The sequence below is a fragment of the Prescottella defluvii genome, from assembly GCF_000738775.1.
In the GTDB taxonomy this organism is placed as follows: Bacteria; Actinomycetota; Actinomycetes; order Mycobacteriales; family Mycobacteriaceae; genus Prescottella; species Prescottella defluvii.
The window spans coordinates 1-26,060 of sequence record NZ_JPOC01000018.1 but is presented as its reverse complement, the minus strand read 5'-3'; the positions used below and the strand labels follow the sequence as shown (position 1 = coordinate 26,060).

Below are 26,060 nucleotides of genomic sequence, written 5' to 3'. Positions count from 1 at the left end.
GGGCGGACGATTTCGCTGTCTCCCTGTCCGCGTCGGACAAGTCCGCCGACGAGTTGTCGCGGGTTCAGGAGTACTTGGCGAAGTCGAAGCCGGAGCAGCTGGTCGAGTCGGCGGCCGCGACGCGCCTGGGAGGGTACGTCTCCGATCCGCTCGGCACGGGCGACCTCGCGCTCGCGATGCCGGGCGCACTGGTGTCCGTCCACGTCGGGAGCGGAGAACAGTTGACGCGCCGGCAGTTGGTGGACGTCCTGGTGGCCGTCGGAGAAGTGATCGCGGGCTGAGCCGAGGACATTCGGGGTCCGGTCGCTAGGCTGGTCGCCATGAGTGAGCAGGGATTCTCCAGCGGTTTCTCCACCAGGGCCATCCACGCGGGCTACGAACCCGATCCGCAGACCGGCGCCGTCAACGTGCCGATCTACGCCAGTTCCACCTTCGCCCAGGACGGCGTCGGCGGGATGCGGGGCGGTTTCGAGTACGCGCGCACAGGCAACCCGACGCGCCGCCCCCTCGAGGCGAACCTCGCGGCGCTCGAGTCGGGCACGTTCGGACGGGCGTTCGGCTCGGGCATGGCGGCGACGGACTGTGTCCTGCGGTCGCTGCTGCGCCCCGGCGATCACCTGGTGATCCCCAACGACGCCTACGGCGGCACGTTCCGTCTCATCGACAAGGTCTTCACGCAGTGGGGCATCGAGTACACCCCGGCCGCGGTGTCCGACGTCGACGCGGTCCGCGCGGCGATCCGTCCGAACACGAAGCTTGTGTGGGTCGAGACCCCCACCAACCCGCTGCTCAACGTCGGCGACATCGCCGCGATCGCCGAGGTGGCGCATGCCGCGGGCGCGAAGCTGGTGGTGGACAACACGTTCGCGTCGCCGTACCTGCAGCAGCCGCTGCAACTGGGCGCGGACATCGCACTGCACTCGACGACGAAGTACATCGGCGGGCACTCCGACGTCGTGGGCGGGGCGCTCGTGACGAACGACGAGGAACTCGACACCAAGTTCGCGTTCCTGCAGAACGGTGCCGGCGCGGTTCCGGGGCCGTTCGACGCCTTCCTGACCATGCGCGGCATCAAGACGCTCGCGCTGCGCATGGAACGGCACAGCGACAACGCGGAGAAGATCGTCGACCTGCTCACCGGGCATGCCGCGATCTCGCAGGTGATCTACCCGGGTCTCGAGTCGCATCCGGGTCATGCGGTGGCGGCCAAGCAGATGCGACGCTTCGGCGGCATGATCTCGGTGCGGCTGAAGGGTGGCAAGCAGGCCGCGCTCGACTTCTGCTCGCGCACGCAGATCTTCACGCTCGCCGAGTCGCTCGGCGGCGTCGAGTCCCTCATCGAGCATCCCGGTGCGATGACGCACGCGTCGACGGCCGGATCCGCGCTCGAGGTGCCCGAGGATCTGGTGCGTCTGTCGGTCGGCATCGAGGATGCGGCGGATCTGCTCGCCGATGTGGAGCAGGCGCTCGGCTGATCCTGACCTCGCGTTTCGCGCACTTGTCGTCGCGTCCGGTGCATGCTCGCCGACGACAAGTGCGCGAAACACTGAGGGTTTCCTGAATCCCGCCCGCGGCAGTCGGTTTGCCCGTTACCGTGAGTCCTCGGATCAAGCACGACCCCAGGAGCGGTGTATGACATGGGAGCCCGCAGCCGCCATCGTGGCTGTCGCAGCAGTAACAGGTGTCGCGTTCCCGGCGGTGGCGAATGCAACACCGGATCCGGCTCCCGAAGCGCCGCAGGTGCCCGTGGTCGAGCAGGCGGCACCGCCGCTCGTGGAGCCGGTGAACAGCATCGTGGCGCTGCTCCCGCCGGAGATGCGGCAGCAGGCGGCCACCGATCTCGTCAAATTCATCCCCGCGCTCGAGGCCCCGAAGGATCCGCAAGCGCAGCCGTCGGCCGAGGCGGCCCCTGCGGCGGATCCCGCCGCGCCCGAACCTGTCCCGCCGTCGGCCGCGCCTGTGGCCCCGCTGGCGCCGGTCGTGGCCGTCCCGGCCCCGGTCGCGGGTGCCGCACCGGCGATCACGCTGCCGGGGATCGGCGGCGTCACGTTGCCGTCGCTGCCCGCGATCCTGCCCCCCAACATCGGGTTGAGTCAGGTGGGGTCCATCGCGGTGTTCGCGCCGTGGCTGCGTCAGGCCGGTGAGATCTGCGGTGGCGTCAAGGCGCCCACCCTCGCGGCACTGTTCTCGGTGGAGAACGACTTCCGCTACGGTCCGACGGCGCCCGTGTCGCTCGCCGGTGGGCGAGGTCCGGCGAAGTTCATGCCAAGCGAGTGGGCCAAGTACGGCAAGGACGCCGATGGTGACGGCACCGCCGACATCCTCGGTGTCGCCGATTCGGTGATGGCCGCGGGGCACATGTTGTGCGACAACTACGCCCAGGTCGAGGCGTGGAAGAACGAGGGCCTGGTCCAGGGCGACACCCTCGATCTCGCGCTCGCCGCGTTCAACGCCGGCACCCGCGCGGTCCGCAAGGCGGGCGGCGTGCCGTCCGGCATCGACGACGCCGCCGATCAGAGCGGGCCCTACGTGCAGAAGATCCGCGCGTCGGAGGGGCAGTTCGAGCAGTTGCTGTCCCCGTTCGCGAACCTCGACCTCGGCAACGTCGCGCTGCCGACGTCGGGTATCGGCGGTTCGATCGTGCAGTTGGCGATGCGCTACCTCGGTCTGCCGTACGTGTGGGGTGGCGGCAACATCAGCGGACCGTCGATGGGTGGCTTCGACTGCTCGGGTCTGACGTCGTTCGCGGTGTTCGCGGCCAGTGGCGGCAAGGTCGCGTTGCCGCGCACGTCGGAGACGCAGTGGGGTGTCGGTACCGAGATCCCGATGGCCGCGGCGCAGCCCGGCGACCTGGTGTTCGGCAACTGGCAGGCCGGAGGTCCCGGACACGTCGGCGTCTACATGGGCAACGGGATGATGGTCCACGCCCCCACCTTCGGCGACGTGGTCAAGGTCGGTCCCGTCTTCGACGGCATGAAGGCGCGCCGGGTGCTGGCCTAGTATCGCGGGGTGAGTGTGACGCCCGAACCCCGCGATCTGACCGCCGCCGCAATCTCCGTACTGCGGGAGGCCGGCCCCCTGACATCCGAGGATTTGGCGGAGCGTCTCGCCTCGGCCGGTCACGGCACGGCGCCGGAGATGACCGAGTTCGTCGAACTGCTCGATCATCCGCTGGTGGTGCTGCTCGCGGACGGGCGCAATGCCGTGCTGGACACTCTGCTCGGCGGCCGGGTGTTCACGCATCGGCTGACGGGCAGCGAGCTCGGGTCGGGACTGCTGGACGCCGAACCGGATCTGGCGCCGCTGGTGCTGTTGGCGATGGCCGACGACGAGGGCCCGGTGCGGGTGCTGTTCTCCGACTACGACGCCGACGAGATCGCGGCACTGGGGATTTCGGACGAGGACTTCCCGGACGGGTCGGGTCTGCTGTTCGGAACCGCTGCGCTGCAAGGCTGTTCGGCTGGTGACGTGGTCGCGGTGGCCGTGCGGGGCGACGGGTCGCTGGAGTTGTCGCGGGTGGACGGCGAACTCGCCGCCGCGCCCGACCTGTCGGGGGGCCTCGACCGGATCATCGGTCCGGACAACGCCGATAATCTGGAAACCGTTGTCTGGCAACTTCTTGTGGACGACGACACTCTCTGTGCGGTGCCGACGGCGCCGCTCGGGGAGCTGATCGAGGCGGCCGGGTACGACCGGGAGGGCGATTACATCGCGGCCCGGGGATTCGACTTCGAGGCGCATCGTCTCGCGACCCATATCGCGATGGTTGCGCGCGAGCACGAGCTGCACCCCGACGAGGCGGACGCGGTGGTGACCTTCGTCCAGTGCGTCGGTGTCGTGCACGACGACGAACTCGACGCCCCGGCCGTGCTGGAGTATGTCGGGTCGCTCGGGGATTCACTTGTGGGACTGGAGGATCCGGCCGCGGCTGCGGCTGCGTTGGACCTGATCAACGGGGTGGAGGACGACTTCATTCCCGCCCTGTACGCGACGGCGTCGGCGGTGGCCGACCGTGGGCCGCGGCGGGCGAGGGCATCCGGGCACTGGTTGGCCGGCATGGCCGCCGACACGCTCGGGGACGTGCTCGAAGCGGAGCGGCAGTTCGCGGACGCCGCCGCGTTGGACGAGGCGTGGACACCGGCACTGTTCGAGTTGGCGCAGATCGCGTCGGACCGCGGCGACGCCCAGCGGGGGCTGTCGCTGCTCGGTCGCATCGACGGTGGCGCCGGCGAGCGCCTGTACGACGTCCTGACCCGGTTCGCGCCCACCGAGCATCCTGAACTCGGCCGCAACGACCGGTGCTGGTGCGGGTCCGGCCGCAAGTACAAGGTGTGCCACCTCGGCAAGTCGGACAGCACGCTCGACGATCGGGCCCACTGGCTGTACGAGAAGGCCGGCCTGTACGCCCAGTCGACGGTGCTGTTCGATCTGGTGCTGGAACTGGCGCAGCGACGGGCCGGGCAGGAAGGCGACGAGCACGCGATCGCGCAGGCCTTCGAGGAGCCGCTGGTGCTCGATGTGGCGTTGTTCGAGGGTGGACTGTTCGAGCTGTTCGTCGGACGTCGCGGGGTGCTGCTGCCCGCCGATGAACTCGAGCTGGCCGGACGCTGGTTGCAGGTGCGGCGGTCGGTGCACGAGGTGACCGCGTCCGACGAGTCGGTGGTGACGTTGCGGGACCTGCGGACCGGGGACACCGCCGTGGTCGACGGCGAATGGGCCGTCGGTGACCTGCTGTGCGCGCGTGTCGTGCCGACGGGGGAGCGGACGCAGATCCTCGGCGGCGCCGAGCCGGTGCCGGCGGACCGGCGTGGCGCGGTGCTCGAGGTGCTGTCCGGGGAGCGCGTGACGCCCGAGGACGTCATCGACGTCCTGGGCTGAGTCGTTCGGAGAAGCCTCGGCACTCGGAGAAGCCTCGGCACTCGGAGAAGCCTCGGCAAGTCGGGGGAACCGATCGGGGCACCGTCACGTCGAAGTAGATGTGGGGCCGACAGATCCCGGTCGGGGAGGGCCGGTTGTCGGGACGTCACGCAGGGGGGAACGCACGAACCCCGGTCCGAGCGGGGAGGCTCGGCCGGGGTTCGTCGGTCTCGGGGGCTGGATCAGCCGTGGTACGGCTCCGCGCTGACGAGGGTGACCTTCATCAGGCTGCCGTTGGGCAGGGTGTACTCGCGGGTCTCGCCGACCTTGGCCTCGAGCAGGGCGGCGCCCAGCGGGGAGTTGGGCGAGTAGACCTCGAGGGCGTTGTCGCGGGCGCCCTCTTCGCGGGTCGCGATCAGGAAGGTCTCGGTGTCGGACTCGTCGCCGTCGTAGTAGACCTTGACGACGGAGCCGGGCAGTGCGATGCCGGACTGCGTGGGGGCCTCGCCGACCTTTGCGCTGTTCAGCAGTTCCTGCAGCTGGCGGATGCGCGCCTCCTGCTGGCCCTGGTCCTCACGAGCGGCGTGGTAACCACCGTTCTCCTTGAGGTCACCCTCTTCGCGACGCTCGTTGATCTCGGCGGCAATGACCGGACGATTGGCGATGAGCTGGTCGAGCTCACTCTTGAGCCTGTCGTGAGACTCCTGAGTAAGCCAGGTCACCTGGGTCTCGGTCATTCTCGATCACTCCCTTGTAGTCGAAGTCCGGGTGGACTCCCTCGGCAGATCACTGCGAACAGCAGCGATCAACGGGCAGGGTCGACTCATGTCCGTAGCGAATGTCCGTGGTGAAGATCGCGGGCACGCCCGTATCGTGAGCAGACTCGTCCTGCCGTCAATGCAGCAATACACGGCTCCGAGTGGAACCGTGTATCGACTCATTTTAGCACGATGAGGTGGGTCGACCGCTTCGAACGAAGACCGATCGGTCCACTTGTCAGCCTGCGCGAAGATAGTCCGGAACGTCCAGGCTGCAACCGTAGAGATCGCCCATGGCGGGCGGCTGCGATGCGCGGACAGGGGCCGTGATCTCCACGGTTTCCGACTTCGACGGCTCGACGTAGACCTCGCGGCGGCCGGTCTCCGAACCGTCCTTGGAGCGGGTGCGGACGATGCAGACGGCGGGCTGAGACGGGTCGTCGCGTGTCACGGTGAACTGGATGTTCATCGTCGTCTGGTCGATCTTGTCGTACGCGATCTGCTCACCCTCGACGTCCTTGACGGAGAACTTTGTGTAGGCGATGGACGCGATACCGACGCCGGCGAGGACGACGAGGCCCGTGAGGAGCCACTTGGCCCAGGGGATCGGGCCGGACGTGCGGCGGGCGGACCCGTAGCGGTCGGTCGGAGGCGTACTGCTCATCACTCTGCTCTCGCCGGGGTGGTGCTCTGCGGTGCCGTCGGAGTCGCTGTTTGCCGCGCGTAGCGGGGGTACGACAGACGGTCGTATGTGTCAGGTGGAACTATAGGGGAAGGACAACGGCGACCTACGAGTGGTAGCGCTCGACGACTGCAGGTGACACGCCACGCCGGTGACACGCGAAGCTGAGGTGAAGACACACGTGAGCGGATTCCGACTCATGGCAGTTCATGCCCATCCCGACGACGAGTCGAGCAAGGGTGCGGCCACGATGGCCCGTTACGCCGCCGAGGGCAACGAGGTGCTCGTGGTGACCCTGACCGGCGGTGAACGTGGTGACATCCTCAACCCGGCGATGGACGTCCCGGGTATCCGCGAGCGGATGACCGAGGTGCGTCAGGAGGAGATGGCCGAGGCCGCCCGCATCCTGGGTGTGCAGCAGATGTGGCTCGGGTTCGTCGACTCCGGCCTGCCGGAGGGCGACCCCAAGCCGCCGCTGCCCGAGGGGTGCTTCGCGCTCGAACCGCTCGAGGTTCCCACCGAGGCGCTGGTGAAGGTCATCCGCGAGTTCCGTCCGCACGTGATGACCACGTACGACGAGAACGGCGGCTACCCGCACCCCGACCACATCAAGTGCCACGAGGTGTCGATGGCCGCCTACGAGGCGGCCGGTGACCCGGAGCAGTTCCCCGACGCCGGTGAGCCGTGGGAGGTGCAGAAGGTCTACTACTCGCACGGGTTCATCCGTAAGCGCCTGGTCCAGTTCCGGGACGAGTACGAGCGCCGCGGCGAGGACTTCCCGATGTCCGAGTGGCTCGAGAAGTGGAAGACCGAGCAGGGCGACATGATGGCCCGTGTGACGACGCAAATCACATGCGGCGACTACTTCCCCCAGCGGGACGACGCGCTCCGCGCTCATGCGACGCAGATCGATCCCAACGGGTCGTTCTTCGCCGTTCCGCTGGACATCCAGCAGAAGATCTGGCCCACCGAGGAGTTCGAGTTGGCCAAGACCCGGGTGAGCACCGCCATCCCGGAGAACGACCTGTTCGCAGGCATTGTGGAGGATGAACAGCAGTGATGACGACGTTGGCGTGGGACTTGCTGGCGCAGGGGATCAGTACCCCGAGCAGCCCGCAGGGACCCGAGTTCGGCAAGGCGTCCCCGATCGGGCTGGTACTGATCGTGGCGCTGCTCGTCGGCACCGTTCTGCTGGTTCGCTCGATGAACAAGCAGTTGCGGAAGCTGCCGGACAACTTCGAGCCGGAGCGTCCCGAGGCCGATCAGGCGGCGGACGAGGGCACCGATCGCGGTGCTGTGATCAGTGAGGTCGTCGAGCCGAGTCGCCCGGATGCCGGCGAGCAGGCGAAGCAGGATCCGCCCGCGAAGCCGACGAGCTAGGACCGTCGTGACCGGGCCGGGGCTGCGCGAGCGGAACACGCTCGGCGATGCGACGAGCCCGTATCTGCGCCAGCACGCCGACAATCCGGTGCACTGGCACCAGTGGGGGCCCGAGGCCCTGGCGTGGGCGCGGGAACGCAACGTGCCGATCCTGCTGTCCGTCGGGTACGCGGCGTGTCACTGGTGTCACGTGATGGCGCACGAGTCGTTCGAGGACCCCGTGACGGCGGCCGTGATGAACGAGAATTTCGTGTGCATCAAGGTCGACCGGGAGGAACGCCCCGACCTCGATGCGATCTACATGAATGCGACGGTCGCGATGACGGGGCAGGGTGGCTGGCCCATGACGTGCTTCCTCACCCCGGACGGCAGCCCGTTCTACTGCGGCACCTACTACCCGACGCAGCCGCGGGGCGGGATGCCGTCGTTCACGCAACTGCTGCACGCGATCACCGACACGTGGCGGACGCGGCGCGGTGACGTCGACGACGCCGCGGCCTCGGTGGTGGCCGAACTGCGCCGCAGTGCCGGCGCGTTGCCGCTCGGTGGGGTTCCCGTCGACGTTCCCCTGCTGTCGGGTGCCGTCGCGAACGTCCTGCGCGACGAGGATCGCGAGCGCGGCGGCTTCGGGGGTGCGCCGAAGTTCCCGCCGTCCATGCTGCTCGAGGGACTGCTCCGTTCGTACGAGCGGAGCAGCGCCGAACCGACGCTGCGTGCCGTCGAACGCACGGCCGACGCGATGGCGCGCGGTGGCATCTACGACCAGTTGGGTGGCGGTTTCGCCCGCTACGCCGTCGATGCGGAGTGGGTGGTGCCGCACTTCGAGAAGATGCTCTACGACAACGCGCTGCTGCTGCGTTTCTATGCGCACCTCGCCCGCCGCACGGGTTCCGAGCTCGCCTACCGCGTCGCCGACGAGACCGTCGAATTCCTGCTGCGCGACCTGCGCACGGCCGCGGGGGCGTTCGCGTCGGCGCTCGACGCCGACACCGACGGCGAGGAGGGCCTCACGTACTCGTGGACGCCGGGACAGTTGGTCGAGGTCCTCGGCGCCGACGATGGTGCATGGGCCGCCGAGATGTTCGCGGTGACCGACGCGGGGACGTTCGAACGGGGCGCGTCGGTCCTGCAGTTGCCGGTGGACCCGTCCGACGGGCAGCGTCTCGCCGAGGTCCGGGCCCGACTGCTCGCCGCGCGCGCCCGGCGACCGCAGCCGGGCCGTGACGACAAGGTGGTCACGGCGTGGAACGGGCTGGCCGTCACCGCGCTGGCCGAGGCCGGTGCGGCGCTCGGACGGTGGGAATGGGTCCGCGCGGCCGAGGAGTGTGCCCGCGTCCTGCTCACGACACACGTGGTGGACGGACGTCTGCGGCGAGCGTCCCTCGCCGGAGCGGTGGGGGAGCCCGCCGGGGTCCTCGAGGACTACGCGGCCCTGGCGACGGGACTGCTCGCCCTGCACCAGACCACGGGGGCAGCGGAGTGGCGGGACGCGGCGACGTTCCTGCTCGACGCCGCGATCGAGCACTTCGCCGATCGCAACGAGGCCGGCAGTTGGTTCGACACCGCGGACGACGCCGAGACGCTGGTGACCCGACCGCGTGATCCGCTCGACGGCGCGACACCGTCGGGTGCGTCGGCCATCACGGAGGCCCTGCTGACCGCGTCGGTACTGGTGGACGCGGACCGATCGTCGAAGTACGCAGCGGCCGCAGCGGATTCACTGTCCCGCGCGGCGGTGGTCCTGCAGCGGGCACCCCGCTCGGCGGGGCACTGGCTCGCGGTCGCGGAGGCATCGGTGCGGGGGCCGATGCAGATCGCGGTGGCGGAGAGTGAATCGTCCGAATTGTCCAGGCAGGCGCGGCGTCTCGCTCCCGGCGGCGCCGTCGTTGTCGCAGGCCGTGCCGATTCGATGCCGCTGCTCGCCGGCAGACCGCAGATCGACGGCGTCCCGACCGCATACGTGTGCCGCGGATCGGTGTGTGACAGGCCGGTCACGGGTGTCGAGGAACTGCGCGAGCGGGTGGACAGGGACTGACGCGAAATGGGCCGTGCGGATTCACCGCACGGCCCGTTCCTGCGATTCCCGTCCGGGAATCCCGCGGTTCTACAGACTGCCGCCGAGGTTGCCCGTGACGCCGGCGAACCAGGTGGTCAGGCCCTGGATGGTCTGGTCGACCGACTTGATGTAGCCGGTGATGACGGCGTCGGCGCTGCCGACGGGGATAGCGATGAGGTCGGTGATCGAGCCCATGGTGTGCCTCCATAAGGGTTGTAGTGCGGCCGTGCCGCTCTACACGGTGGTGACGCTCCTCGAGAGGAGCGAGGTGTTCGGTGTCAGCAGGTCAGCTGTTGAAGATGCCCTGGACCGAACCCGTGATGGTGGCGAACAGGCCCTTGAGTGCGTCCAGCGAACCGAGTCCGTCGAAGATTCCCTCGAGCGAAGCCATGTAACTCTCCTAACGTGAATGCGGGTGGCGCAATTGCACGCAGTCGAACGCGTGCCTGCTCCGATGCTCGGTCACAAGCCTGTGTGCTTGTGACCGGAGTGAAGGTATCAACCTAATGATGCTGATGTGGCGAATTCGGTGAAACTTCGACGACTCGATTTCGCCGTCGGAAACGCTGCGGTCGTTCCCATTTCGACGAATGCAAACAAATGATTGGTCATTTGTCTGGTCGCTGGGTGGAGCCATGGCCGGGTGAACGGATCTCCGGATTCAGCGCAGCGTCTCGTCGATCATCGGCCACGAGCGCCGGAGTTCGTCCTGCCAGTAGGGCCACGCGTGCACACCGACCGGTTGGGCACTGCGGGTCACGTCGGCGCCCGCATCTCGAAGTGCTTGCGCCAGTTGGTCGGTGCACAGATTGGAGCCGGCCTCGAGCAGGCCGCCGACGACAACGCGGTCCTGGATGCCCTGCTGGTTGATTGATTCGTGCGGGCCGGGCAGGCCGTTGCCCGACGACAGGTACACCTTCTTGCCGGCGAGTGCGGAGGCGTTGCGGAACAGGTCGTGTTCGCGCCAGGCGTCGGAGCCCTGCGGTCCCCACATCATGTCCGATGTCGCCAGGCCGTTCATGACGATCAGGTCGGTCAGGATCGGTGCGCCAGGGCCTTCCGTGACGTAGCAACCGCTGTAGCCGGCGACACCGTCGTACAGTTCGGGGTTGCGTGCGGCCAGCATCATGGCCCCCTGTGCGCCGGAGGAGATTCCGCCGATGACGTTGCGGCCGTTGGTGTCGAGTTCCGCGTCGATGAGTGGGGGCAATTCCTTCGCCAGGAATGTTTCCCACTGGGTGCGTCCGAACGTGGGGTGGTCCTGCGCCCAATCGGTGAAGAGGGTTCCGGTACCGCCGACCGGCAGGACGACATTGACGTTCTTGTCGGCGAAGAAGTCTTCCGCGTTGCCCCTGGTTCGATCGAGCCAGTTGCTGCTGTCGACCTGGCCGGAGTTGCCGTCGAGAAGGTAGAGCACGCCACGGGGCAGGCTCTGATCGGCGGGCAGTATCACGTTGACCGGCACCTCACGGCGCATTGCCGGCGAGGCGACCTGAAGCAGGAGGAGGCGATCGTCCACCGACGTGATGCTGGTGATCGACGGCTGCGCATCCGCGGACACCTGAACGTAGTCCGGCACGACCGTCCCGATCTCGGGTTCGGCCGCCGCCACTGCGGGAAGGGCAGCGAGAAACCCCGCCGCCAGCAGGCCGGCGGACAGTGCTCGGATGTTCTTCCGCTGCATGATTGTTCGCTCTCCCCAGTTCGATTCATTCAGTCGCTCAGCGACGGCGCAATCGTCGGTCACGGATTCGTGCACGTTGTCATCGCAGTATGCCCCGGAGTGGGGTCCAGCGCCGGACAGACATGAATCGGGGCCCGCGCAGACGGCGCGGGCCCCGATGAGGTGCTCAGTGCACCAGTGTCCGACTTACTTCGGCGGGCCCTCGGCGGGGTAGCCGCTGAGGACGAAGAGGGAACCGATCCCCTTCATCACCTGTGCGCTCAGGCTCGCGGTCCCAATTCCGATAATTTCGTAGATGGATCCCATGATTCTCCTTCGATCTGCCGATTCAAAGCGGGTGACACGGCACGTCCCGCCGAGACTTCATCACCAAAGTCCAGTCGGCCGAGGCGGTCAATCGCTTGGGTTGTGAGCTCGGAGTGTTGTTACTTCACCGGGGCGGCGGAGAAGCTGTCGATCGAGCCGAAGCCGATGTCGACGAGCGCACCCACCGAGCCGAGGACAGTATCAACACTGGTCTGAGCCGAGCCGAGGAACGCGGGGAGCAGGCCGTCGGCCACGAGGGAGCCGAGTCCCCCATTTCCCAAGATCGCGCCCATAAGGCCTTCGAGTGAACCCATTTCCGCCTCCTGAAGATGTGATGTGGTGCTCGGTTCCGAATCGCGCACACAATTCGGATCGCACATCGGTTTCCGTGTATCACGAGCTGATTGCCTGTGATCAGTCGAACGGTAACAACGGATCACATGCTGGCGGGTCGGTTTCAGGAAAGTTCTCGGGATTCAGAGGAACGTCCCTCCGTGCCGGCCGTCGCCGCGCTCTCGATCAGGGAGCGGAACGACTCGTTGAGGAGGGACTTGTAACGAACAGTGTCCGGCATCATCGCGGTGTCGCTGCAGAACGAGATCTCGATCTCGTCGCCGTGATGCGACACGATCAGATGTCTGAGCCCGACCTTGTCGATGATTCCGAGAATGCCGAGGCTCTTGACGAGAGGTGCACCGCGCAAGACCATGTCGTCGCCGGCCCAGGGAATGTTGCTGACCATAGTGTTGATGGTCTCGACCGTTCCTTCGGGCTGTTTGCGTAGACCCTTCAGGCCTATGACGAGCTTCAGCAGCCAGGCCGGCGACGTGTCGAGCCGCGATGCGGCTTCCTGGACGTCCGGGTTCCGGTGCCGTTCCTTCTCGGCGCGGACCGACGCATTGATGGCTCGGAGCCGTCGAACCGGGTCGTCGATGTCGGTGTGGAGGTCCACCGCCATCAACGCGAGATGGTTCGCACGGTTCCCGTCCGGATGGTCGGCCACGCCGGGGCGCGTGCCTCGCATCGACATCGGTACCAGCGTGGAGAGTGAACCCGGGGGCGTTTCGCCCTTCTCGGTCAGGTAGGCGGCGAGGGCGCCGGAAATCGTCGTCAGCAGGACGTCGTTGAAGGTCACGCCCTCGACCGCTGCCTGTACGGCGCGGATGTCCTCGGGCGGGAAGCTCACGACGTCGAACGTGAGGTCCGGCGTGATTGCCGTGTTGAAGCGGGTCGCGGGTCGCGGCCGGGGAGCCGGGGCGATCGTGCCGGCCCCAACCTGTTCGGCGACTCGGCGTGCCGCATCCCCCGACGAGGTGAGTCCCTGTCGGAAGTCGCGCCACTGCTGCGGGAGCCGGCCTATGGCCTTGACGAATTCCGCAGGTGTGAACCAGTTCGCCGACGTCGTCGGAACGGGCGGGTGACTTTCGGAGCGGCTGAAGATCCGTAGCCCCAGGTCGCGCGCCGCGAGTCCGTCGCCGGAACTGTGGTGGCAGCGCAGCACCGCAACCGTCATGCGATCGGGCAGGCCGTCGATGTCGGTGACGCCGGTCAGGAAGTGCAGCTGCCACGGCGGCCGGGTGAGATCGAGCGACTTGCCCGAGAATCGGGCGATATGGTGGCGCAACGCATCCCAACCCGGTCCGTCGACCGGCTCGACGATCACATGCTTCGCGAGATCGAGGGTGGGATCCGGAACCCAGAACGGATAGTCCAGGGCGAGAGGAATGTGCCGCAGGCGTCGGGTGAAGACTCCGCTGTAGCCGAGTCGCGGCCGCATCCACTCGATTGCCTCGGCCTGCGTGATCGGCGCGGCCTCGGCGGTGGTGTCGAACATGTAGATGCCCGTCGAGTTCGAGATGTGGTTCTCGCCCTCTTGATAGACGAAGTCGGCGTCCTGCGGTGCCAACCGCGTGATGCCACCCACTGCTTGCTCGGTCGTTGTCACAAGGCTCCCTCCCAGGTCAGATCCGCTCAGGGTAAGCAGGTGAACCCACGCCCCGGGGCGTTTCGGGGACCTTCCGCGCAAACTCCGCAAAGGGGGATCGGGCAGCCTCGCTAACCGAACACGACCAGGCAGACCGCGACGAAGTGGCACAGTGCCGCTACCGCGGTGGCGGCGTGGAAGAACTCGTGATGTCCGAAGGTCTGCGGCCACGGGTTGGGCCACTTGGTGGCGTAGAGGACGGCGCCGACGCTGTAGAGGACGCCGCCGATCGCGAGTAGGACCAGTGGTGCAACGCCGGCTTCGTGGGCGAGATCCCCGGCCACCGGCACGATGGCCCACCCGAGCAGGAGGTAGAGCGGGACTCCGACCCAGCGGGGAGCGGTGGGCCACAGCATCTTCAGGGCGACACCGGCGAGGGCGCCGCACCACACGACGGTGAGCAGGATTGCTCCGGTGCGCGGCGGTAGTGCCAGCATGCCGAACGGGGTGTAACTGCCGGCGATGAACAGGAAGATCATCGAGTGGTCGGCTCGCTTCATCCACGTACGCGCACGCACGGTGTGCCAGTGGACGCGGTGGTATGTGGTGCTCACCGCGAACAGGCCGCACACGGTGACGCTGTAGATCAGTGTCGCGAGTCCGGCGCGCGGTGACTCCTTCGCGTACGCGAGCGAGACCAGGACGGCGCTCGCCAGGACCGCGACCACCAGCGACCAGGCGTGGATCCAGCCACGCATGCGCGGCTTGACCGGCAGGTCGTCCAACCCGAGTGCCGTCATGTGGTGCCCCTGTCGTCGTTCCACCTGGTGGAACCGTCCGCGCCACCAAACCTACGCAACCGTAACCTACGGACGGGTAGCTTGTTGTGGCGGTGACGAAGGTCTCCGTCGCGACACTGTGACCGCCGTCGTCGGTGGCTGAGGTTCGCGGCGTAGTCTTTCTTCCCGTGGTGATGTCCAGGTGAAATTGCGCGGCCTGCTGTACAGCATCTACGAGCGACGGCTCCTGCGCCGTCTCGACGGTTTACAGCACCCGCGCCATGTGGCGGTGATGTGCGACGGCAATCGCCGGTGGGCGCGGGAGAACGGGTTCACCGACGTCAGTCACGGGCACCGTATGGGTGCGCGCAAGATCGCCGAACTGCTGCGCTGGTGCGATGCGGCCGACATCGAGATGGCCACCATCTACCTGCTCTCCACCGAGAACCTGCGCCGCGAACCCGAAGAGCTCGACACGCTCCTCGAGATCATCACCGATGTCGTCGAGGAGATCTCGGCGCCGGGGCAGAACTGGAGCGTCAAGATCGTCGGAACGCTCGACCTGCTCCCGGACGATCAGGCCCGTCGGCTGCGCGAGGCGGCCGAGGGCACCCGCGGACGTACCGGGACGCACGTCAACGTCGCGGTCGGCTACGGCGGCCGGCAGGAGATCGCCGACGCGGTGCAGGAATTGCTGCGCGAGAAGCTCCACGAGGGGCTGACGGGCGACGACCTCGTCAACGCGATGAGCGTCGAGGGCATCGACGCGCACCTCTACACGTCGGGGCAGCCCGATCCGGATCTGGTGATCCGGACGTCGGGGGAGCAGCGGCTGTCGGGATTCCTGTTGTGGCAGAGCGCGTACTCCGAGATCTGGTTCACCGAGGCGTACTGGCCCGAGTTCCGGCGGGTCGACTTCCTGCGCGCGTTGCGCGACTACGCCGCGCGGCATCGCCGGTTCGGCACCTGACCACTCACGCCGGTGGCGACAGGGCGGGAAACCAGACGTCGGTGAGGATCTCCGCGGCCTGATCGCGGGGGACCTCGATGGTGCCCTGCACGGCCCACCGCGTGAAGAATCGTTCGAGCTGGGTGACGAGGAGTTCGATCCGCAGGCGGGCCTCCTGTTCACGGTCGACTCCCCACCGCGCCAGGTATGACGGCATCGCGCTCGGGAGCGCCGAGATCGCATCGCGTGCCGCCTCGCGGAATTCCGGTTCGAGGACCAGTGCCTCGTCCCAGGCCGGCAGGATCGCGCGGTTGCGATCGAACCAGTCGACGGCCCGGCCGACCCAACGTGCGAACTCGTCGCGGGATCCGCTGTCGAGTACCTCGTCGAGGTCTGCATAGACCGACGCCGCACGAGGTTCCATCGCCTCGGAACCGATCTTGCGCAGGACATCGGTCTTCCCGGTGAAGTGCAGGTAGAAAGTGGCGCGACTGCAGCCCGCCGCCGAGGTGATGTCGTCGATCTTCACGGCCGCGTAGCCGTGCGCCGCGAACAGTTCGCGGGCGCAGTCCAGCAGTCGGAGCCGGGTGACCCGCTTCTGTTCGTCGCGCTGTGTCGGCCTTCTGTCCCCTGTGGTCCTGACTCCGGTCTCGTTCACCTCGCACCTCCGATCGCATCGTACGGATCCGGCCGTGCCGGTCCCTCGGGCTTTCGCTTGACAGCGTGTCAGTGAATCCGGTTCTATGACGCAGATCACGTTCTGTCAGGTGAGAGGTCGGATTCGAGCGCGGGAGAGGAACATCCATGCCCCCACAGTCACCACTGCCCAAGGTGTGCATCATCGGTGCCGGATGCTCGGGGTTCACCACTGCGAAGCGCCTGAAGGATCACGGCATCCCCTACGACTGTTTCGAGGCCTCCGACGACGTCGGCGGCAACTGGTACTACAAGAATCCGACGGGCATGTCGTCGTGCTACGAGAGCCTGCACATCGACACGTCGTCGACGCGCCTGCAGTTCGAGGACTTCCCGGTTCCGGTGGACTGGCCGCACTTTCCGCACCACTCGCTGATGCACGGCTACTTCCGGGACTACATCGAGAAGTTCGGTCTGCGCGAGACCATCACGTTCGGCACGATGGTCGACAAGGCCGTCCGCGACGCGGACGGCACGTGGGCGGTCACGCTCGACATCGGTGAGACCCGCAGGTACGACGCCCTCGTCGTCGCGAACGGGCACCACTGGGATCCGCGGATGCCGGAGTATCCGGGCAGGTTCGACGGCCGGATCATCCACAGCCACGACTACCTCAACGCGTTCGACCCGATCGACATGCGCGGCAAGAACATCGTCGTGGTCGGCATGGGCAACTCGGCACTCGACATCGCCTCCGAACTCTCGCATCGCTCGATCGCGAAGCATGTATGGGTGTCGGCACGCCGCGGCGTCTGGGTGCTGACCAAGTACCGCGAGGGCAAGCCGGCCGACAAGATGATGATGCCGCCGTGGATGCCGAAGAAGCTGGGCCTGAGCATCGCCCGCCGCAAGATCAAGAAGTCGCTGGGGCGGATGCAGGACTACGGCCTGCCCGAACCCGACCACGAACCCCTCGGCGCGCATCCGTCGGTGAGCATCGACTTCCTCGCGAAGGCCGGATCCGGTGACCTGACGTGTGTGCCGGCGATCGAGTCGCTCGACGGCGACCACGTCCGCCTGACCGACGGCCGCAGGATCCCGGCGGACGTGATCGTGTGCGCCACCGGATACAACATGAGCTTCCCGTTCTTCGACGATCCGTCGCTGCAACCCGATGCGCAGCACCGGTTCCCGCTGTTCAAGCGGATCATGCAGCCCGGCGTCGACAATCTGTTCTTCATGGGTCTGGCGCAGGCGTCGCCCACGATCGTCAATCTCGCCGAGCAGCAGAGCAAGCTCGTCGCGGGGGTGCTCGACGGCAGCTACGTGCCGCCCACCGCCGACGAGATGCGCCGCATCATCGGTGTCGACGACGCGGCGAGCCTGGCGCAGTACTACCAGACGCCCCGCCACACCATCCAGGTCGACTTCGCGCGGTACGTGCGGGACCTGAAGAAGGAGATCGTGGCCGGTGCGAAGCGGGCTGAGCGCGTGCCGGTGGCGGCGCGGTGACGCCCGTCGAGGGGTTCGCCGCGCCCGAGTTCGACGGGTTGCGAGACCTGTTGCAGCGCAACCTCGACGACGGCACCGACATCGGCGCGTCGGTGTGCGTCGTGCGTGACGGCGAGATCGTCGTCGACCTGTGGGGCGGCGTCGCCGACGTCGACAGCGGCGCCCGCTGGGTCAAGGACACGGTCGTCAACACGTACTCGCTGACGAAGACGATGACGGCGCTGGCCGCACTCGTTCTCGTGGACCGTGGCCTGCTCGACGTCGACGCCCCGGTCGCGCGCTACTGGCCGGAGTTCGCCGTGAACGGCAAGGACGGCGTCCTGGTGCGGCACGTCCTCGGGCACACGTCGGGGGTGAGTGGGTGGCAGCGTCCGGTGACGGTCGCCGACATCTGTGACGACGTCCTCGCAGAGAACCTCCTCGCCGAGCAGGCGCCGTGGTGGGAGCCGGGTTCCACGTCGGGTTACCACGCGACCAACTACGGGCACCTCGTCGGCGGTCTGGTCCGCCGGATCACCGGGCGCAGTCTCGGCGAGTTCTTCGCGACCGACGTCGCGGCGGTGTGCGGCGCGGACTACCTGATCGGCACGCCCGCCGACGTGGACCCGCGGGTCGCGCCGCTGATCGCGCCGCCGCCCACCGGATTCGACTACGCGTCGCTGCCGGCGGACAGCGTCTTCGTCAAGACGATGGCCAATCCGGTGATCCCGATCCCGGAGACGTCGAGCAGGCGGTGGCGTGGCGCCCAGATCGGCGGTGCCAACGGGCACGGCAACGCCCGCTCGGTGGCGCGCGCCCAGTCGGTGATCTCGCACGGCGGGCGCACGTTGCCCGGGGAGCAGTTGCTCCGTGCGGACACCGTCGATCGTGTCCTCGACGTCCAGGCCGACGGCGTCGACCAGGTGCTCGGGGCCGCACTGCGGTTCGGGCTCGGGTATGCCCTACCGGCTCCCGCGATCCACCCCTCGATTCCCGCCGGGCGGGTGTGCTGGTGGACGGGCTACGGCGGATCGATCGTCGTCAACGACCTGGACCGCCGGATGACGTTCGCGTACGTGATGAACAAGATGACCCCGCAACTCCTCGGGGCGCCGCGCACCGAGGAATACGTGGCCCGGACGTACGCGGCGCTGTGAACTCGGGTGTCCTGCGCGCCGCACGGGGGACGCGCAGGACACCCGGATCCCTCAGAGCTTGCGCAGCCGCAGGCGGTTGATGGTGTGATCGGCGTCCTTGCGGAGCACCAGGGTCGCCCGCGGGCGGGTCGGCAGGATGTTCTCCACCAGGTTGGGCCGGTTGATCGAGTTCCAGATGTCCTCGGCCGCGAGGGTCGCGTGCTCGTCGGACAGCGCCGAGTAGTGGTGGAAGTGCGCGTTGGGATCGGCGAACGACGTCTTGCGCAGTGCCAGGAACCGTTTGATGTACCAGGCCTCGATGTCCTCGATGCGGGCATCGACGTAGATCGAGAAGTCGAACAGGTCCGACACCATCAGCCGGGGGCCGGTCTGCAGCACGTTCAAACCCTCGATGATGAGGATGTCGGGCTGACGGATGAGATGGTGCTGGCCCGGGATCACGTCGTACGAGGTGTGTGAATACAGCGGGGCGGCAACTTCTTCCGCACCGGACTTCACCTCGGTGACGAATCGCAGCAGCTTGCGGCGATCGTAGCTCTCGGGAAATCCCTTGCGGTGCATGATGCCGCGTCGGGTGAGCTCGGCGGTGGGGTAGAGGAATCCGTCGGTGGTGACGAGGTCGACCCGGGGGTGGTGTTCCCAGCGGGCGAGCAGCGCCTGCAGGACGCGGGCGGTGGTCGACTTGCCGACCGCGACGCTGCCGGCCACGCCGATCACGAACGGCACCTGACGGTCGGGGTGCTTGTCGCCGAGGAAGGTTGCGGTGGCGGCGAACAGTCGCTGCCGGGCGGCGACCTGCAGGTGGATCAGACGCGCGAGCGGGAGATAGACCTCGGCGACCTCGTCGAGATCGATCTGCTCGCCGAGACCACGCAGCCCGACGAGTTCTTCCTCGGTCAGGACCAGTGGCGTCGACTTGCGCAGCTTTCGCCACTGCTTGCGGTCGAACTCGACGTAGGGGCTGGACTCGCTCACCCGTGCCATCGGTGCACCTCTCGGGAGAGTGGCTTCGACTGCGATCGGTGCATGCGCGTGCTGGGGGGAGGCAGGTGCATGAGCCAAATTGTGCTCGCAGCCACAGGCCGCCGCTCCTCCGGGTCCACTTCATACCGAAAACGACTAGTGTCAGCGGCCATGGAGCTCGACACACTCGTGCGTGAATACCTCCTGCTGGGCCTGCGTTTCGACCGCCTGGAAGAGGGTTTCGTCGACGCCTACACCGGTGATCCGGCGTTGCGTCGTCAGGTGGAGAACGAGGCGCGGCCGGACCCGCGAACCCTCGTCGGCGATGCCCGCGCCCTGCGCGCCGAACTGCCGTCGGCGGGACTGAGCGAGGACCGGACGAGGTTCCTCGACGCGCACCTGACGGCACTGGAGTGCTCGGCACGCAAGTTCGCCGGAGACGACATCGGCTTCGTCGACGAGGTCGCAGCGTATTTCGACGTGCGGATCACGCCCGGCGACGAGGAGCAGTACCGCGACGCGCATCGCCGGATGGACGCCGCCCTGCCCGGACCGGGGACCCTCGCCGAACGCATGGAGGCGCACCGCGCGGCCGACCGGATCCCACCGGATCGGTTGCGGGACTGCGTCGAGGCATTCGACAGCGCGCTGCGCGACCGCGTCCGCGCCGAGTACACGCTGCCCGAACACGAGCAGGTCGACTACGAGGTGGTCGGCGACAAGCCGTGGTCCGGGTTCAACTACTACCTCGGCGGCTACCGCTCCACCGTCGCCATCAACTCCGACCTCGACCAGCACATGTCGAACCTGCCGCGGCTGATCGCGCACGAGTCGTACCCCGGTCACCACACCGAGCACTGCCGCAAGGAGGCCGGGCTGGTGGGCGCCGGGCAGCTCGAGCAGACCCTGTTCGTCGTCAACACCCCGCAGTGCCTCATGGCGGAGGGACTCGCGGACCTGGCGCTCGAGTCGATCGTCGGGACGGCCGGCTGGGGCGCCTGGGCGCAGGAGATCTACGCCGATCTGGGCCTGCGGTTCGACGGCGAGCGGGCCGAGGAACTCGCGGCCGCGTCGAGCGGGCTGCTGTCGGTCCGGCAGGACGCGGCGCTGCTGCTGCACGACCGGGGCGCGAGTGCCGACGACGTCGCAGCGTTCCTGCAGCGCTGGACGCTGTCGAGCCCCGAGCGGGCGCGGCAGAGCCTGCGGTTCCTGTCGTCGCCGCTGTGGCGGGCGTACATCAGCACGTACGTCGAGGGATATCGCCTGCTCGGCGGCTGGCTGGAACAGTCACCCGTCGGCCCGCGGCGGTCCGAGCGGTTCCGTCGGCTGCTCGACGAACCCCTCACGCCGGGTGCACTGCGCGACGACCTCGGGAGGGCAGACGGAGCCGCCTCGATGCTCGGCGGAGGCCGTCCTTAGACTGAGGGGGATACTTCCGCAATCCAGCCTGGAGATTCGCTGATGACTGCTGTGCCTGCCTCCGACGTGAATACCGCGTCCCTCGCCGAACTGGACCCCGAGGTCGCCACCGCGATGGCGGGTGAGTTGTCGCGTCAGCGTGACACTCTCGAGATGATCGCGTCGGAGAACTTCGTTCCTCGGGCCGTGCTCGAGGCCCAGGGCAGCGTGCTGACCAACAAGTACGCCGAGGGCTACCCGGGACGCCGCTACTACGGCGGCTGCGAGTACGTCGACGTCGTCGAGAACCTCGCCAAGGAACGCGCCTGCGCAGTGTTCGGCGCCGAGTTCGCCAACGTCCAGCCGCACGCCGGTGCACAGGCCAACGCCGCGGTGCTGATGGCGCTGATGAACCCGGGCGAGAAGCTGATGGGCATGGACCTCGCCCACGGTGGTCACCTCACGCACGGCATGAAGCTGAACTTCTCCGGCAAGTTGTACGAGGTCGCCTCGTACGGCGTCCGCGAGGACACCCACGTCGTCGACATGGACCAGGTCCGTGAGACCGCGCTGCGCGAGAAGCCGCAGGTCCTCATCGCCGGCTGGTCCGCGTACCCGCGTCAGCTCGACTTCGCGGCGTTCCGTTCGATCGCCGACGAGATCGGCGCCAAGCTGTGGGTCGACATGGCGCACTTCGCCGGCCTGGTCGCCGCGGGTCTGCACCCGTCGCCGGTCCCGCACGCCGACGTCGTCTCCACCACCGTCCACAAGACCCTCGGTGGCCCCCGCTCCGGCATGATCCTGGCGAAGAAGGAGTGGGCGAAGAAGCTCAACTCCGCGGTGTTCCCCGGCCAGCAGGGCGGCCCGCTGATGCACGCGGTCGCCGCGAAGGCAGTCGCGATGAAGATCGCCGGCACCGACGAGTTCAAGGCCCGTCAGGAGCGCACCCTGGCCGGCTCGAAGATCCTCGCCGAGCGTCTCGGTGGCGCCGACGTCGCCGGCAACGGCATCTCCGTCCTCACCGGTGGCACCGACGTGCACCTGGTGCTCGTCGACCTGCGGCACTCGCAGCTCGACGGCCAGCAGGGTGAGGATCTGCTCCACGAGATCGGCATCACCGTCAACCGCAACGCCGTGCCGTTCGATCCGCGCCCGCCGATGAACCCGTCGGGCCTGCGCATCGGCACCCCGGCACTGGCCACCCGCGGCTTCGGCGACACCGAGTTCACCGAGGTCGCCGACATCATCGCGACCGCACTCGCGGCCGGCGCCGACGCCGACGTCCCGGCCCTGCGTGCCCGCGTCTCCAAGCTGGCCCAGGACTTCCCGCTGTACGACGGCCTGGAGAACTGGGGCCTGCTGCCCAAGGCCTGATACTCGGTCCACGACGGCCCGCACCCCACGGGGTGCGGGCCGTCGTCGTGTTCACGGTCCGTCCGATACCGCCGGGCGGTCGGGATGGTCGTAGCGCACCACGATGTCGGCTGCGGAGTCGTTCGCGGCGTCGTGTTCGAGCAGTGGATCGATCGTCCACCGGTCGTCGGGCGGAGTGCGGCGCTCCAGCGCACTGCGGGAGTGCATCAGCCGCACCACGACGTCGGTGCCGAGGTCGCGCCCGTGCAGCATCGGGCCGGCGATCAGGAGCACCTGACCGGGGCCGGCATCGAGGACCGATGCCCGCGCCGAGCGGTCGGTGGCTTCGTCCCACAGCCGGGGCAGCCACTGGCACCGCTCGCGGAGCGCGGTGACCACCTCCCTCTGCAGCGCGGGATAGTCGAACCATCCGGTGCGGTAGCTGTGGTCGTCGCGATGACCGTGCTCGAACCGGAGCGACGCGGGTCGGACGTAGTCGTGCAGCGACACCACCGCGGCGGGACGACCGGAGAGCCGCAGACGGACGGCCACCCGCTCGGCGAATCCCACCGGCTCCGTCGCATCAGCCCCGGAAATCGCGACCGAACGGACGCCGTGGCCGGCGGCGGCGCGGTCGGCCACCAGGTCGATCAGTGCGCCCGGTGTCACGGGACGGAAAGCGGTCATCACCGATCCAGTGTGGACGGTCGACGGCGTGTCCGCGACACTGGTCGGCCGATCCTGCGTACATCTACGGAACCCGTTCGGCCCGTGGGAGGTTCACAATTGTGGAACTATTCCGCCCACTCGAAGGATTCTCCGTGACAGTCTCCGTTGCCCTTGCGCCCACCGACCACGACCGTGAGTGGGCCACCATCGTCGACTCGCTGACCCGGCGGGGATTCCTGGCCGGATTGGGTGTGTCGATGACCGCCGTCGTCGCCGGGTGCAGGACCGGTTCCGAGACGAGTGCCGGGTCGGGCAGCGCCGCACTTGTAGGGGTACGGGACGAGTACGGAGACATCGACGTTCCCGCCGACCCGCGGCGGATCGTCGTCGTTCACGTCAGCGCAGCGGCGACCCTGCTCGATCTCGGCGTGCCCGCGGAGCGGATCGTGGGTGGCTTCTTCGGGCAGGCCGGCGTCCAGGGTGACGCCGTGCTGCGTTCCATGCCGGAGGCGGCCGGTATCCCCAACATCGGGACGGCGGGCACGTGGAACCTCGAGGCGATCGTGGGAACCGATCCGGACCTGGTCGTCATGCTGACCAACGGCGGCGAGTACTTCACAAAGACACGCAACGAGTTGGCTTCGACCGGTGTGCCGGTTTTCGCGGGCTTCAACGGCTACCTGACATGGGCGGAACTCGAGCGGCTCGTCACGACCGTCGGGGTCGGCGTGCGCCGGGAATCCGAAGCGGCCGCGCTCGTGGACCGGACTCGCCGACGCCGCGACGACCTGCGTGCGCGACTGTCCGCGCAGGCATCCCTGCCGACCGTCGCTCTGCTACGGGCCGGTGACGGCGGTGTCGTCTACACCCAGGTCGATCCGTTGCTCGACGCTCTCGGGTTCCCCGGCGACCGACCGACCCCGGAGCAGTTCGCGATCGAGATTCCTGCGGAGAAGATCGACACCGTCACCAGCGACGTCGTGATCGTCAGCGCATTCGGCGACTTCGACGACGCGAGAGCCCGGATGGCCGCGAACCCGCTGTGGGAGCGCCTCCCTGCAGTTCGTGCCGGACGGGTGCACTACGTCGACGACAGCCTGTGGGGAGCGGGCTACTCGCCCCGCGCGACCCAGATGCGTTTCGACGACATCGAGCGGATCTTCACGTGAGCTGTCGTTCACGTGGACTTCACTCGACACGCCGGGCGCGTGCGCTGGGCGATCAGTCTGCAGGCGTAGCGTCGCGCGTAACAGGCAGCAGGCGAAGCTGCTTGTACGGGAGGTCCTGATCGTGACTGGAACATTCAGTGCGAGGGGGCCGGCACCCGGCCCTCGTGTCATCTGACACTCGGGCCCGGCCGGTCCAGCGAACAGGTTTGCGCGGGTGCCACGCAGACGAACGAGGAGCCTCACGTGACCGCAATCAGCTCCGTCCGCACCTACGTCCTCGACACCTCGGTCCTGCTCTCGGACCCGTGGGCCGTCAGCAGATTCGCCGAACACGAAGTGGTTCTGCCACTGGTCGTGATCAGTGAACTCGAGGACAAGCGCCACCATCACGAGCTGGGATGGTTCGCCCGCGAAGCGCTGCGGATGCTCGACGACCTCCGTCTCGAGTTCGGACGGCTCGACCGCCCGGTGCCCATCGGCTCCGAGAACGGCACCCTCCAGGTGGAACTCAACCACACCGACCCGTCGGTGCTTCCCGTCGGATTCCGCACGGACAGCAACGATTCCAGGATCCTCGCGTGCGCGCTCAACCTCGCCACCGAGGGTCGCGACGTGGTGCTGGTGAGCAAGGACATCCCGCTGCGCGTCAAGGCGGGCGCCGTGGGTCTCCCGGCCGACGAGTTCCGCGCCCACGACGTCGTCCCGTCCGGGTGGACCGGGATGACCGAACTGGATGTCGAGTCGGGCGTCATCGACCAACTGTTCGCCGAGGGGGTCGTCGATCTCGACGAGGCCCGGGAGTTGCCGTGTCACACCGGTATTCGGCTGCTGGGGGAGCGGTCGAGCGCGCTGGGGCGTGTCACCCCGGACAAGCAGGTGCAACTGGTGCGGGGCGAGCGGGAAGCGTTCGGCCTGCACGGCCGGTCGGCGGAACAGCGCGTCGCACTCGACCTGCTGCTCGACGAGAGCATCGGCATCGTCTCCCTCGGCGGCAAGGCCGGCACCGGCAAGTCCGCCCTGGCGCTGACGGCAGGCCTCGAGGCGGTCCTCGAACGGCGCAGCCATCGCAAGGTCGTCGTGTTCCGGCCCCTGTACGCGGTCGGCGGTCAGGAACTGGGCTACCTACCGGGCAGCGAGAGCGAGAAGATGGGGCCGTGGGCGCAGGCCGTCTTCGACACCCTCGACGGCCTCGCGAGCCCCGAGGTGATGGAGGAGGTGCTCGGCCGCGGCATGCTGGAAGTGCTGCCGCTCACGCACATTCGTGGCCGGTCACTGCACGATTCGTTCGTGATCGTCGACGAGGCGCAGTCGCTCGAACGCAATGTCCTGCTCACCGTGCTGTCCCGGCTCGGCAGCGGGTCACGGGTCGTGCTCACCCACGACGTCGCCCAGCGCGACAACCTCCGCGTCGGCCGGCACGACGGTGTCGCCGCCGTCATCGAGAAGCTCAAGGGCCACCCGCTGTTCGCGCACGTCACCCTCACCCGCAGCGAGCGTTCGCCGATCGCGGCCCTCGTGACCGAGATGCTCGAGGAATTCGGTCCCAACGCCTGACCCGCTCACGGCCGAATGTCACATGCGTTCAGTTGGAGCGAACGTATGTGACATTCGGCCATTGGTGCCGGATGTTGAAATGTAGTTGATTCTGGTCCGCAATTCGCACTCTGCGATGGTGTAGTTCCTGCTCAGGGCTGTTTCTGCGCCAAATCGTTGATCAATAGTGAAACGTGTTCTAGATTTTGGGGGCAAACTTTCACACTCGGATCAGGAGCGGATATGGCAGCGCAGACGGATCGAGAAGAGCGGTTCGACGTGGTCGTGGTGGGGTCCGGCGGGGCCGGTATGGCGG

The 26,060-nt window shown here is 67.8% G+C and carries 24 protein-coding genes; 14 read left to right on the top strand and 10 right to left on the bottom strand.

Translation table 11 applies throughout. The features are described 5' to 3' along the window. From IJ15_RS26395 to IJ15_RS0106635, 4 genes are all read left to right on the top strand, one after another. The coding region (locus IJ15_RS26395) for a hypothetical protein (protein WP_037135313.1) at nt 1–281 on the top strand (281 nt) is incomplete at its 5' end. Nucleotides 282–320: 39 nt separating this feature from the next. Beyond that, a complete protein-coding gene (locus IJ15_RS0106645; protein ID WP_031937561.1) occupies nt 321–1,475 on the top strand; it encodes a cystathionine gamma-synthase in 1,155 nt (384 codons plus the stop codon). Nucleotides 1,476–1,632: 157 nt separating this feature from the next. Then, a complete protein-coding gene (locus IJ15_RS0106640; RefSeq protein WP_031937560.1) occupies nt 1,633–3,000 on the top strand; it encodes a C40 family peptidase in 1,368 nt (455 codons plus the stop codon). Nucleotides 3,001–3,009: 9 nt separating this feature from the next. Then, nucleotides 3,010–4,878, top strand: a complete 1,869-nt coding sequence (locus IJ15_RS0106635) for an SEC-C domain-containing protein (RefSeq protein WP_031937559.1) — start codon at nt 3,010–3,012, stop codon at nt 4,876–4,878. Nucleotides 4,879–5,099: 221 nt separating this feature from the next. On the opposite strand, the gene greA is transcribed toward IJ15_RS0106635, so the two are convergent. Next, nucleotides 5,100–5,594, bottom strand: coding sequence for a transcription elongation factor GreA (gene greA, locus IJ15_RS0106630; protein ID WP_031937558.1), 495 nt, complete (start codon nt 5,592–5,594; stop codon nt 5,100–5,102). 259 nt (nt 5,595–5,853) lie between these two features. Continuing rightward, the gene (locus IJ15_RS0106625; RefSeq protein WP_031937557.1) at nt 5,854–6,279 is read right to left on the bottom strand and encodes a DUF4307 domain-containing protein; all 426 of its coding nucleotides are present in this window, start codon (nt 6,277–6,279) and stop codon (nt 5,854–5,856) included. A 199-nt stretch (nt 6,280–6,478) separates the two neighbouring features. On the opposite strand from IJ15_RS0106625, the gene mca reads away from it, so the two are divergent. The 3 genes from mca to IJ15_RS0106610 are packed head-to-tail and all read left to right on the top strand — an operon-like array spanning nt 6,479 to nt 9,712. Continuing rightward, nucleotides 6,479–7,357 carry a mycothiol conjugate amidase Mca gene (mca, locus tag IJ15_RS0106620; protein WP_031937556.1) on the top strand — a complete coding sequence of 293 codons (879 nt, stop codon included), beginning with the start codon at nt 6,479–6,481 and terminating at the stop codon, nt 7,355–7,357. After that, complete coding sequence (locus tag IJ15_RS0106615; RefSeq protein ID WP_031937555.1) at nt 7,357–7,677, top strand: hypothetical protein; 321 nt, start codon at nt 7,357–7,359, stop codon at nt 7,675–7,677. The genes mca and IJ15_RS0106615 overlap by 1 nt, the downstream gene beginning before the upstream one ends. A gap of 7 nt (nt 7,678–7,684) precedes the next feature. Next, nucleotides 7,685–9,712, top strand: coding sequence for a thioredoxin domain-containing protein (locus IJ15_RS0106610; RefSeq protein WP_031937554.1), 2,028 nt, complete (start codon nt 7,685–7,687; stop codon nt 9,710–9,712). Between the two features lie 69 nt (nt 9,713–9,781). Here the strand turns inward: IJ15_RS0106610 and IJ15_RS25985 are convergent, their stop codons facing one another. The 5 genes from IJ15_RS25985 to trhA all read right to left on the bottom strand — a co-directional run bounded on the left by IJ15_RS25985 (nt 9,782) and on the right by trhA (nt 14,447). Then, nucleotides 9,782–9,928, bottom strand: coding sequence for a hypothetical protein (locus tag IJ15_RS25985; RefSeq protein WP_156112039.1), 147 nt, complete (start codon nt 9,926–9,928; stop codon nt 9,782–9,784). A gap of 466 nt (nt 9,929–10,394) precedes the next feature. Continuing rightward, on the bottom strand, nt 10,395–11,417 hold the full coding sequence (locus IJ15_RS0106595; RefSeq protein ID WP_031937553.1) for an alpha/beta hydrolase: 1,023 nt from the start codon (nt 11,415–11,417) through the stop codon (nt 10,395–10,397). Nucleotides 11,418–11,842: 425 nt separating this feature from the next. Next, nucleotides 11,843–12,037 carry a hypothetical protein gene (locus IJ15_RS25980; RefSeq protein ID WP_156112038.1) on the bottom strand — a complete coding sequence of 65 codons (195 nt, stop codon included), beginning with the start codon at nt 12,035–12,037 and terminating at the stop codon, nt 11,843–11,845. Between the two features lie 143 nt (nt 12,038–12,180). Beyond that, complete coding sequence (locus IJ15_RS0106580) at nt 12,181–13,668, bottom strand: wax ester/triacylglycerol synthase domain-containing protein (RefSeq protein WP_031937552.1); 1,488 nt, start codon at nt 13,666–13,668, stop codon at nt 12,181–12,183. A 110-nt stretch (nt 13,669–13,778) separates the two neighbouring features. Beyond that, the gene (gene trhA / locus IJ15_RS0106575) at nt 13,779–14,447 is read right to left on the bottom strand and encodes a PAQR family membrane homeostasis protein TrhA (protein WP_031937551.1); all 669 of its coding nucleotides are present in this window, start codon (nt 14,445–14,447) and stop codon (nt 13,779–13,781) included. A gap of 181 nt (nt 14,448–14,628) precedes the next feature. Between trhA and IJ15_RS0106570 the strand changes: the two genes are divergently transcribed. After that, nucleotides 14,629–15,396 carry an isoprenyl transferase gene (locus tag IJ15_RS0106570; protein WP_031937550.1) on the top strand — a complete coding sequence of 256 codons (768 nt, stop codon included), beginning with the start codon at nt 14,629–14,631 and terminating at the stop codon, nt 15,394–15,396. Between the two features lie 4 nt (nt 15,397–15,400). Here IJ15_RS0106570 and IJ15_RS0106565 read toward each other — a convergent pair whose 3' ends face one another. Beyond that, nucleotides 15,401–16,033 (bottom strand): TetR/AcrR family transcriptional regulator, encoded by a 633-nt coding sequence (locus IJ15_RS0106565; protein ID WP_031937549.1) that lies wholly within the window; start codon nt 16,031–16,033, stop codon nt 15,401–15,403. Between the two features lie 146 nt (nt 16,034–16,179). Between IJ15_RS0106565 and IJ15_RS0106560 the strand changes: the two genes are divergently transcribed. Beyond that, nucleotides 16,180–17,523, top strand: a complete 1,344-nt coding sequence (locus IJ15_RS0106560) for a flavin-containing monooxygenase (RefSeq protein WP_031937548.1) — start codon at nt 16,180–16,182, stop codon at nt 17,521–17,523. Continuing rightward, on the top strand, nt 17,520–18,659 hold the full coding sequence (locus tag IJ15_RS0106555; RefSeq protein ID WP_031937547.1) for an EstA family serine hydrolase: 1,140 nt from the start codon (nt 17,520–17,522) through the stop codon (nt 18,657–18,659). Before IJ15_RS0106560 ends, IJ15_RS0106555 begins: the two co-directional genes overlap by 4 nt. A 51-nt stretch (nt 18,660–18,710) precedes the next feature. On the opposite strand, the gene coaA is transcribed toward IJ15_RS0106555, so the two are convergent. After that, nucleotides 18,711–19,643 carry a type I pantothenate kinase gene (coaA, locus tag IJ15_RS0106550; RefSeq protein WP_031937546.1) on the bottom strand — a complete coding sequence of 311 codons (933 nt, stop codon included), beginning with the start codon at nt 19,641–19,643 and terminating at the stop codon, nt 18,711–18,713. A 150-nt stretch (nt 19,644–19,793) separates the two neighbouring features. Between coaA and IJ15_RS0106545 the strand changes: the two genes are divergently transcribed. Both IJ15_RS0106545 and glyA read left to right on the top strand, forming a co-directional pair. Then, complete coding sequence (locus IJ15_RS0106545; protein WP_031937545.1) at nt 19,794–21,041, top strand: hypothetical protein; 1,248 nt, start codon at nt 19,794–19,796, stop codon at nt 21,039–21,041. A 42-nt stretch (nt 21,042–21,083) separates the two neighbouring features. Next, entirely contained in the window at nt 21,084–22,394 is a 1,311-nt protein-coding gene (glyA, locus tag IJ15_RS0106540; protein ID WP_031937544.1) for a serine hydroxymethyltransferase, read from the top strand. Nucleotides 22,395–22,445: 51 nt separating this feature from the next. Here glyA and IJ15_RS0106535 read toward each other — a convergent pair whose 3' ends face one another. Continuing rightward, nucleotides 22,446–23,060: a nucleoside/nucleotide kinase family protein gene (locus IJ15_RS0106535; RefSeq protein ID WP_031937543.1), complete on the bottom strand. Its 615-nt coding sequence runs from the start codon at nt 23,058–23,060 to the stop codon at nt 22,446–22,448. A gap of 134 nt (nt 23,061–23,194) precedes the next feature. Between IJ15_RS0106535 and IJ15_RS0106530 the strand changes: the two genes are divergently transcribed. Further along, nucleotides 23,195–24,211 (top strand): ABC transporter substrate-binding protein, encoded by a 1,017-nt coding sequence (locus IJ15_RS0106530; protein ID WP_031937542.1) that lies wholly within the window; start codon nt 23,195–23,197, stop codon nt 24,209–24,211. A gap of 243 nt (nt 24,212–24,454) precedes the next feature. Next, nucleotides 24,455–25,765, top strand: a complete 1,311-nt coding sequence (locus IJ15_RS0106525) for a PhoH family protein (RefSeq protein WP_031937541.1) — start codon at nt 24,455–24,457, stop codon at nt 25,763–25,765. Nucleotides 25,766–26,060: the final 295 nt, after the last annotated feature.

Bases quoted from the DNA above. Each gene is read 5' to 3' on its own strand.
- IJ15_RS0106625 (WP_031937557.1), bottom strand. From the start codon at position 6,279: ATGAGCAGTACGCCTCCGACCGACCGCTACGGGTCCGCCCGCCGCACG.
- IJ15_RS0106560 (WP_031937548.1), top strand. From the start codon at position 16,180: ATGCCCCCACAGTCACCACTGCCCAAGGTGTGCATCATCGGTGCCGGA.
- IJ15_RS0106645 (WP_031937561.1), top strand. From the start codon at position 321: ATGAGTGAGCAGGGATTCTCCAGCGGTTTCTCCACCAGGGCCATCCAC.
- IJ15_RS25985 (WP_156112039.1), bottom strand. From the start codon at position 9,928: ATGGGCTCGATCACCGACCTCATCGCTATCCCCGTCGGCAGCGCCGAC.
- IJ15_RS0106545 (WP_031937545.1), top strand. From the start codon at position 19,794: ATGGAGCTCGACACACTCGTGCGTGAATACCTCCTGCTGGGCCTGCGT.
- glyA (WP_031937544.1), top strand. From the start codon at position 21,084: ATGACTGCTGTGCCTGCCTCCGACGTGAATACCGCGTCCCTCGCCGAA.
- IJ15_RS25980 (WP_156112038.1), bottom strand. From the start codon at position 12,037: ATGGGTTCACTCGAAGGCCTTATGGGCGCGATCTTGGGAAATGGGGGA.
- IJ15_RS0106640 (WP_031937560.1), top strand. From the start codon at position 1,633: ATGACATGGGAGCCCGCAGCCGCCATCGTGGCTGTCGCAGCAGTAACA.
- greA (WP_031937558.1), bottom strand. From the start codon at position 5,594: ATGACCGAGACCCAGGTGACCTGGCTTACTCAGGAGTCTCACGACAGG.
- IJ15_RS0106535 (WP_031937543.1), bottom strand. From the start codon at position 23,060: ATGACCGCTTTCCGTCCCGTGACACCGGGCGCACTGATCGACCTGGTG.
- IJ15_RS0106595 (WP_031937553.1), bottom strand. From the start codon at position 11,417: ATGCAGCGGAAGAACATCCGAGCACTGTCCGCCGGCCTGCTGGCGGCG.
- trhA (WP_031937551.1), bottom strand. From the start codon at position 14,447: ATGACGGCACTCGGGTTGGACGACCTGCCGGTCAAGCCGCGCATGCGT.
- IJ15_RS0106615 (WP_031937555.1), top strand. From the start codon at position 7,357: ATGACGACGTTGGCGTGGGACTTGCTGGCGCAGGGGATCAGTACCCCG.
- coaA (WP_031937546.1), bottom strand. From the start codon at position 19,643: ATGGCACGGGTGAGCGAGTCCAGCCCCTACGTCGAGTTCGACCGCAAG.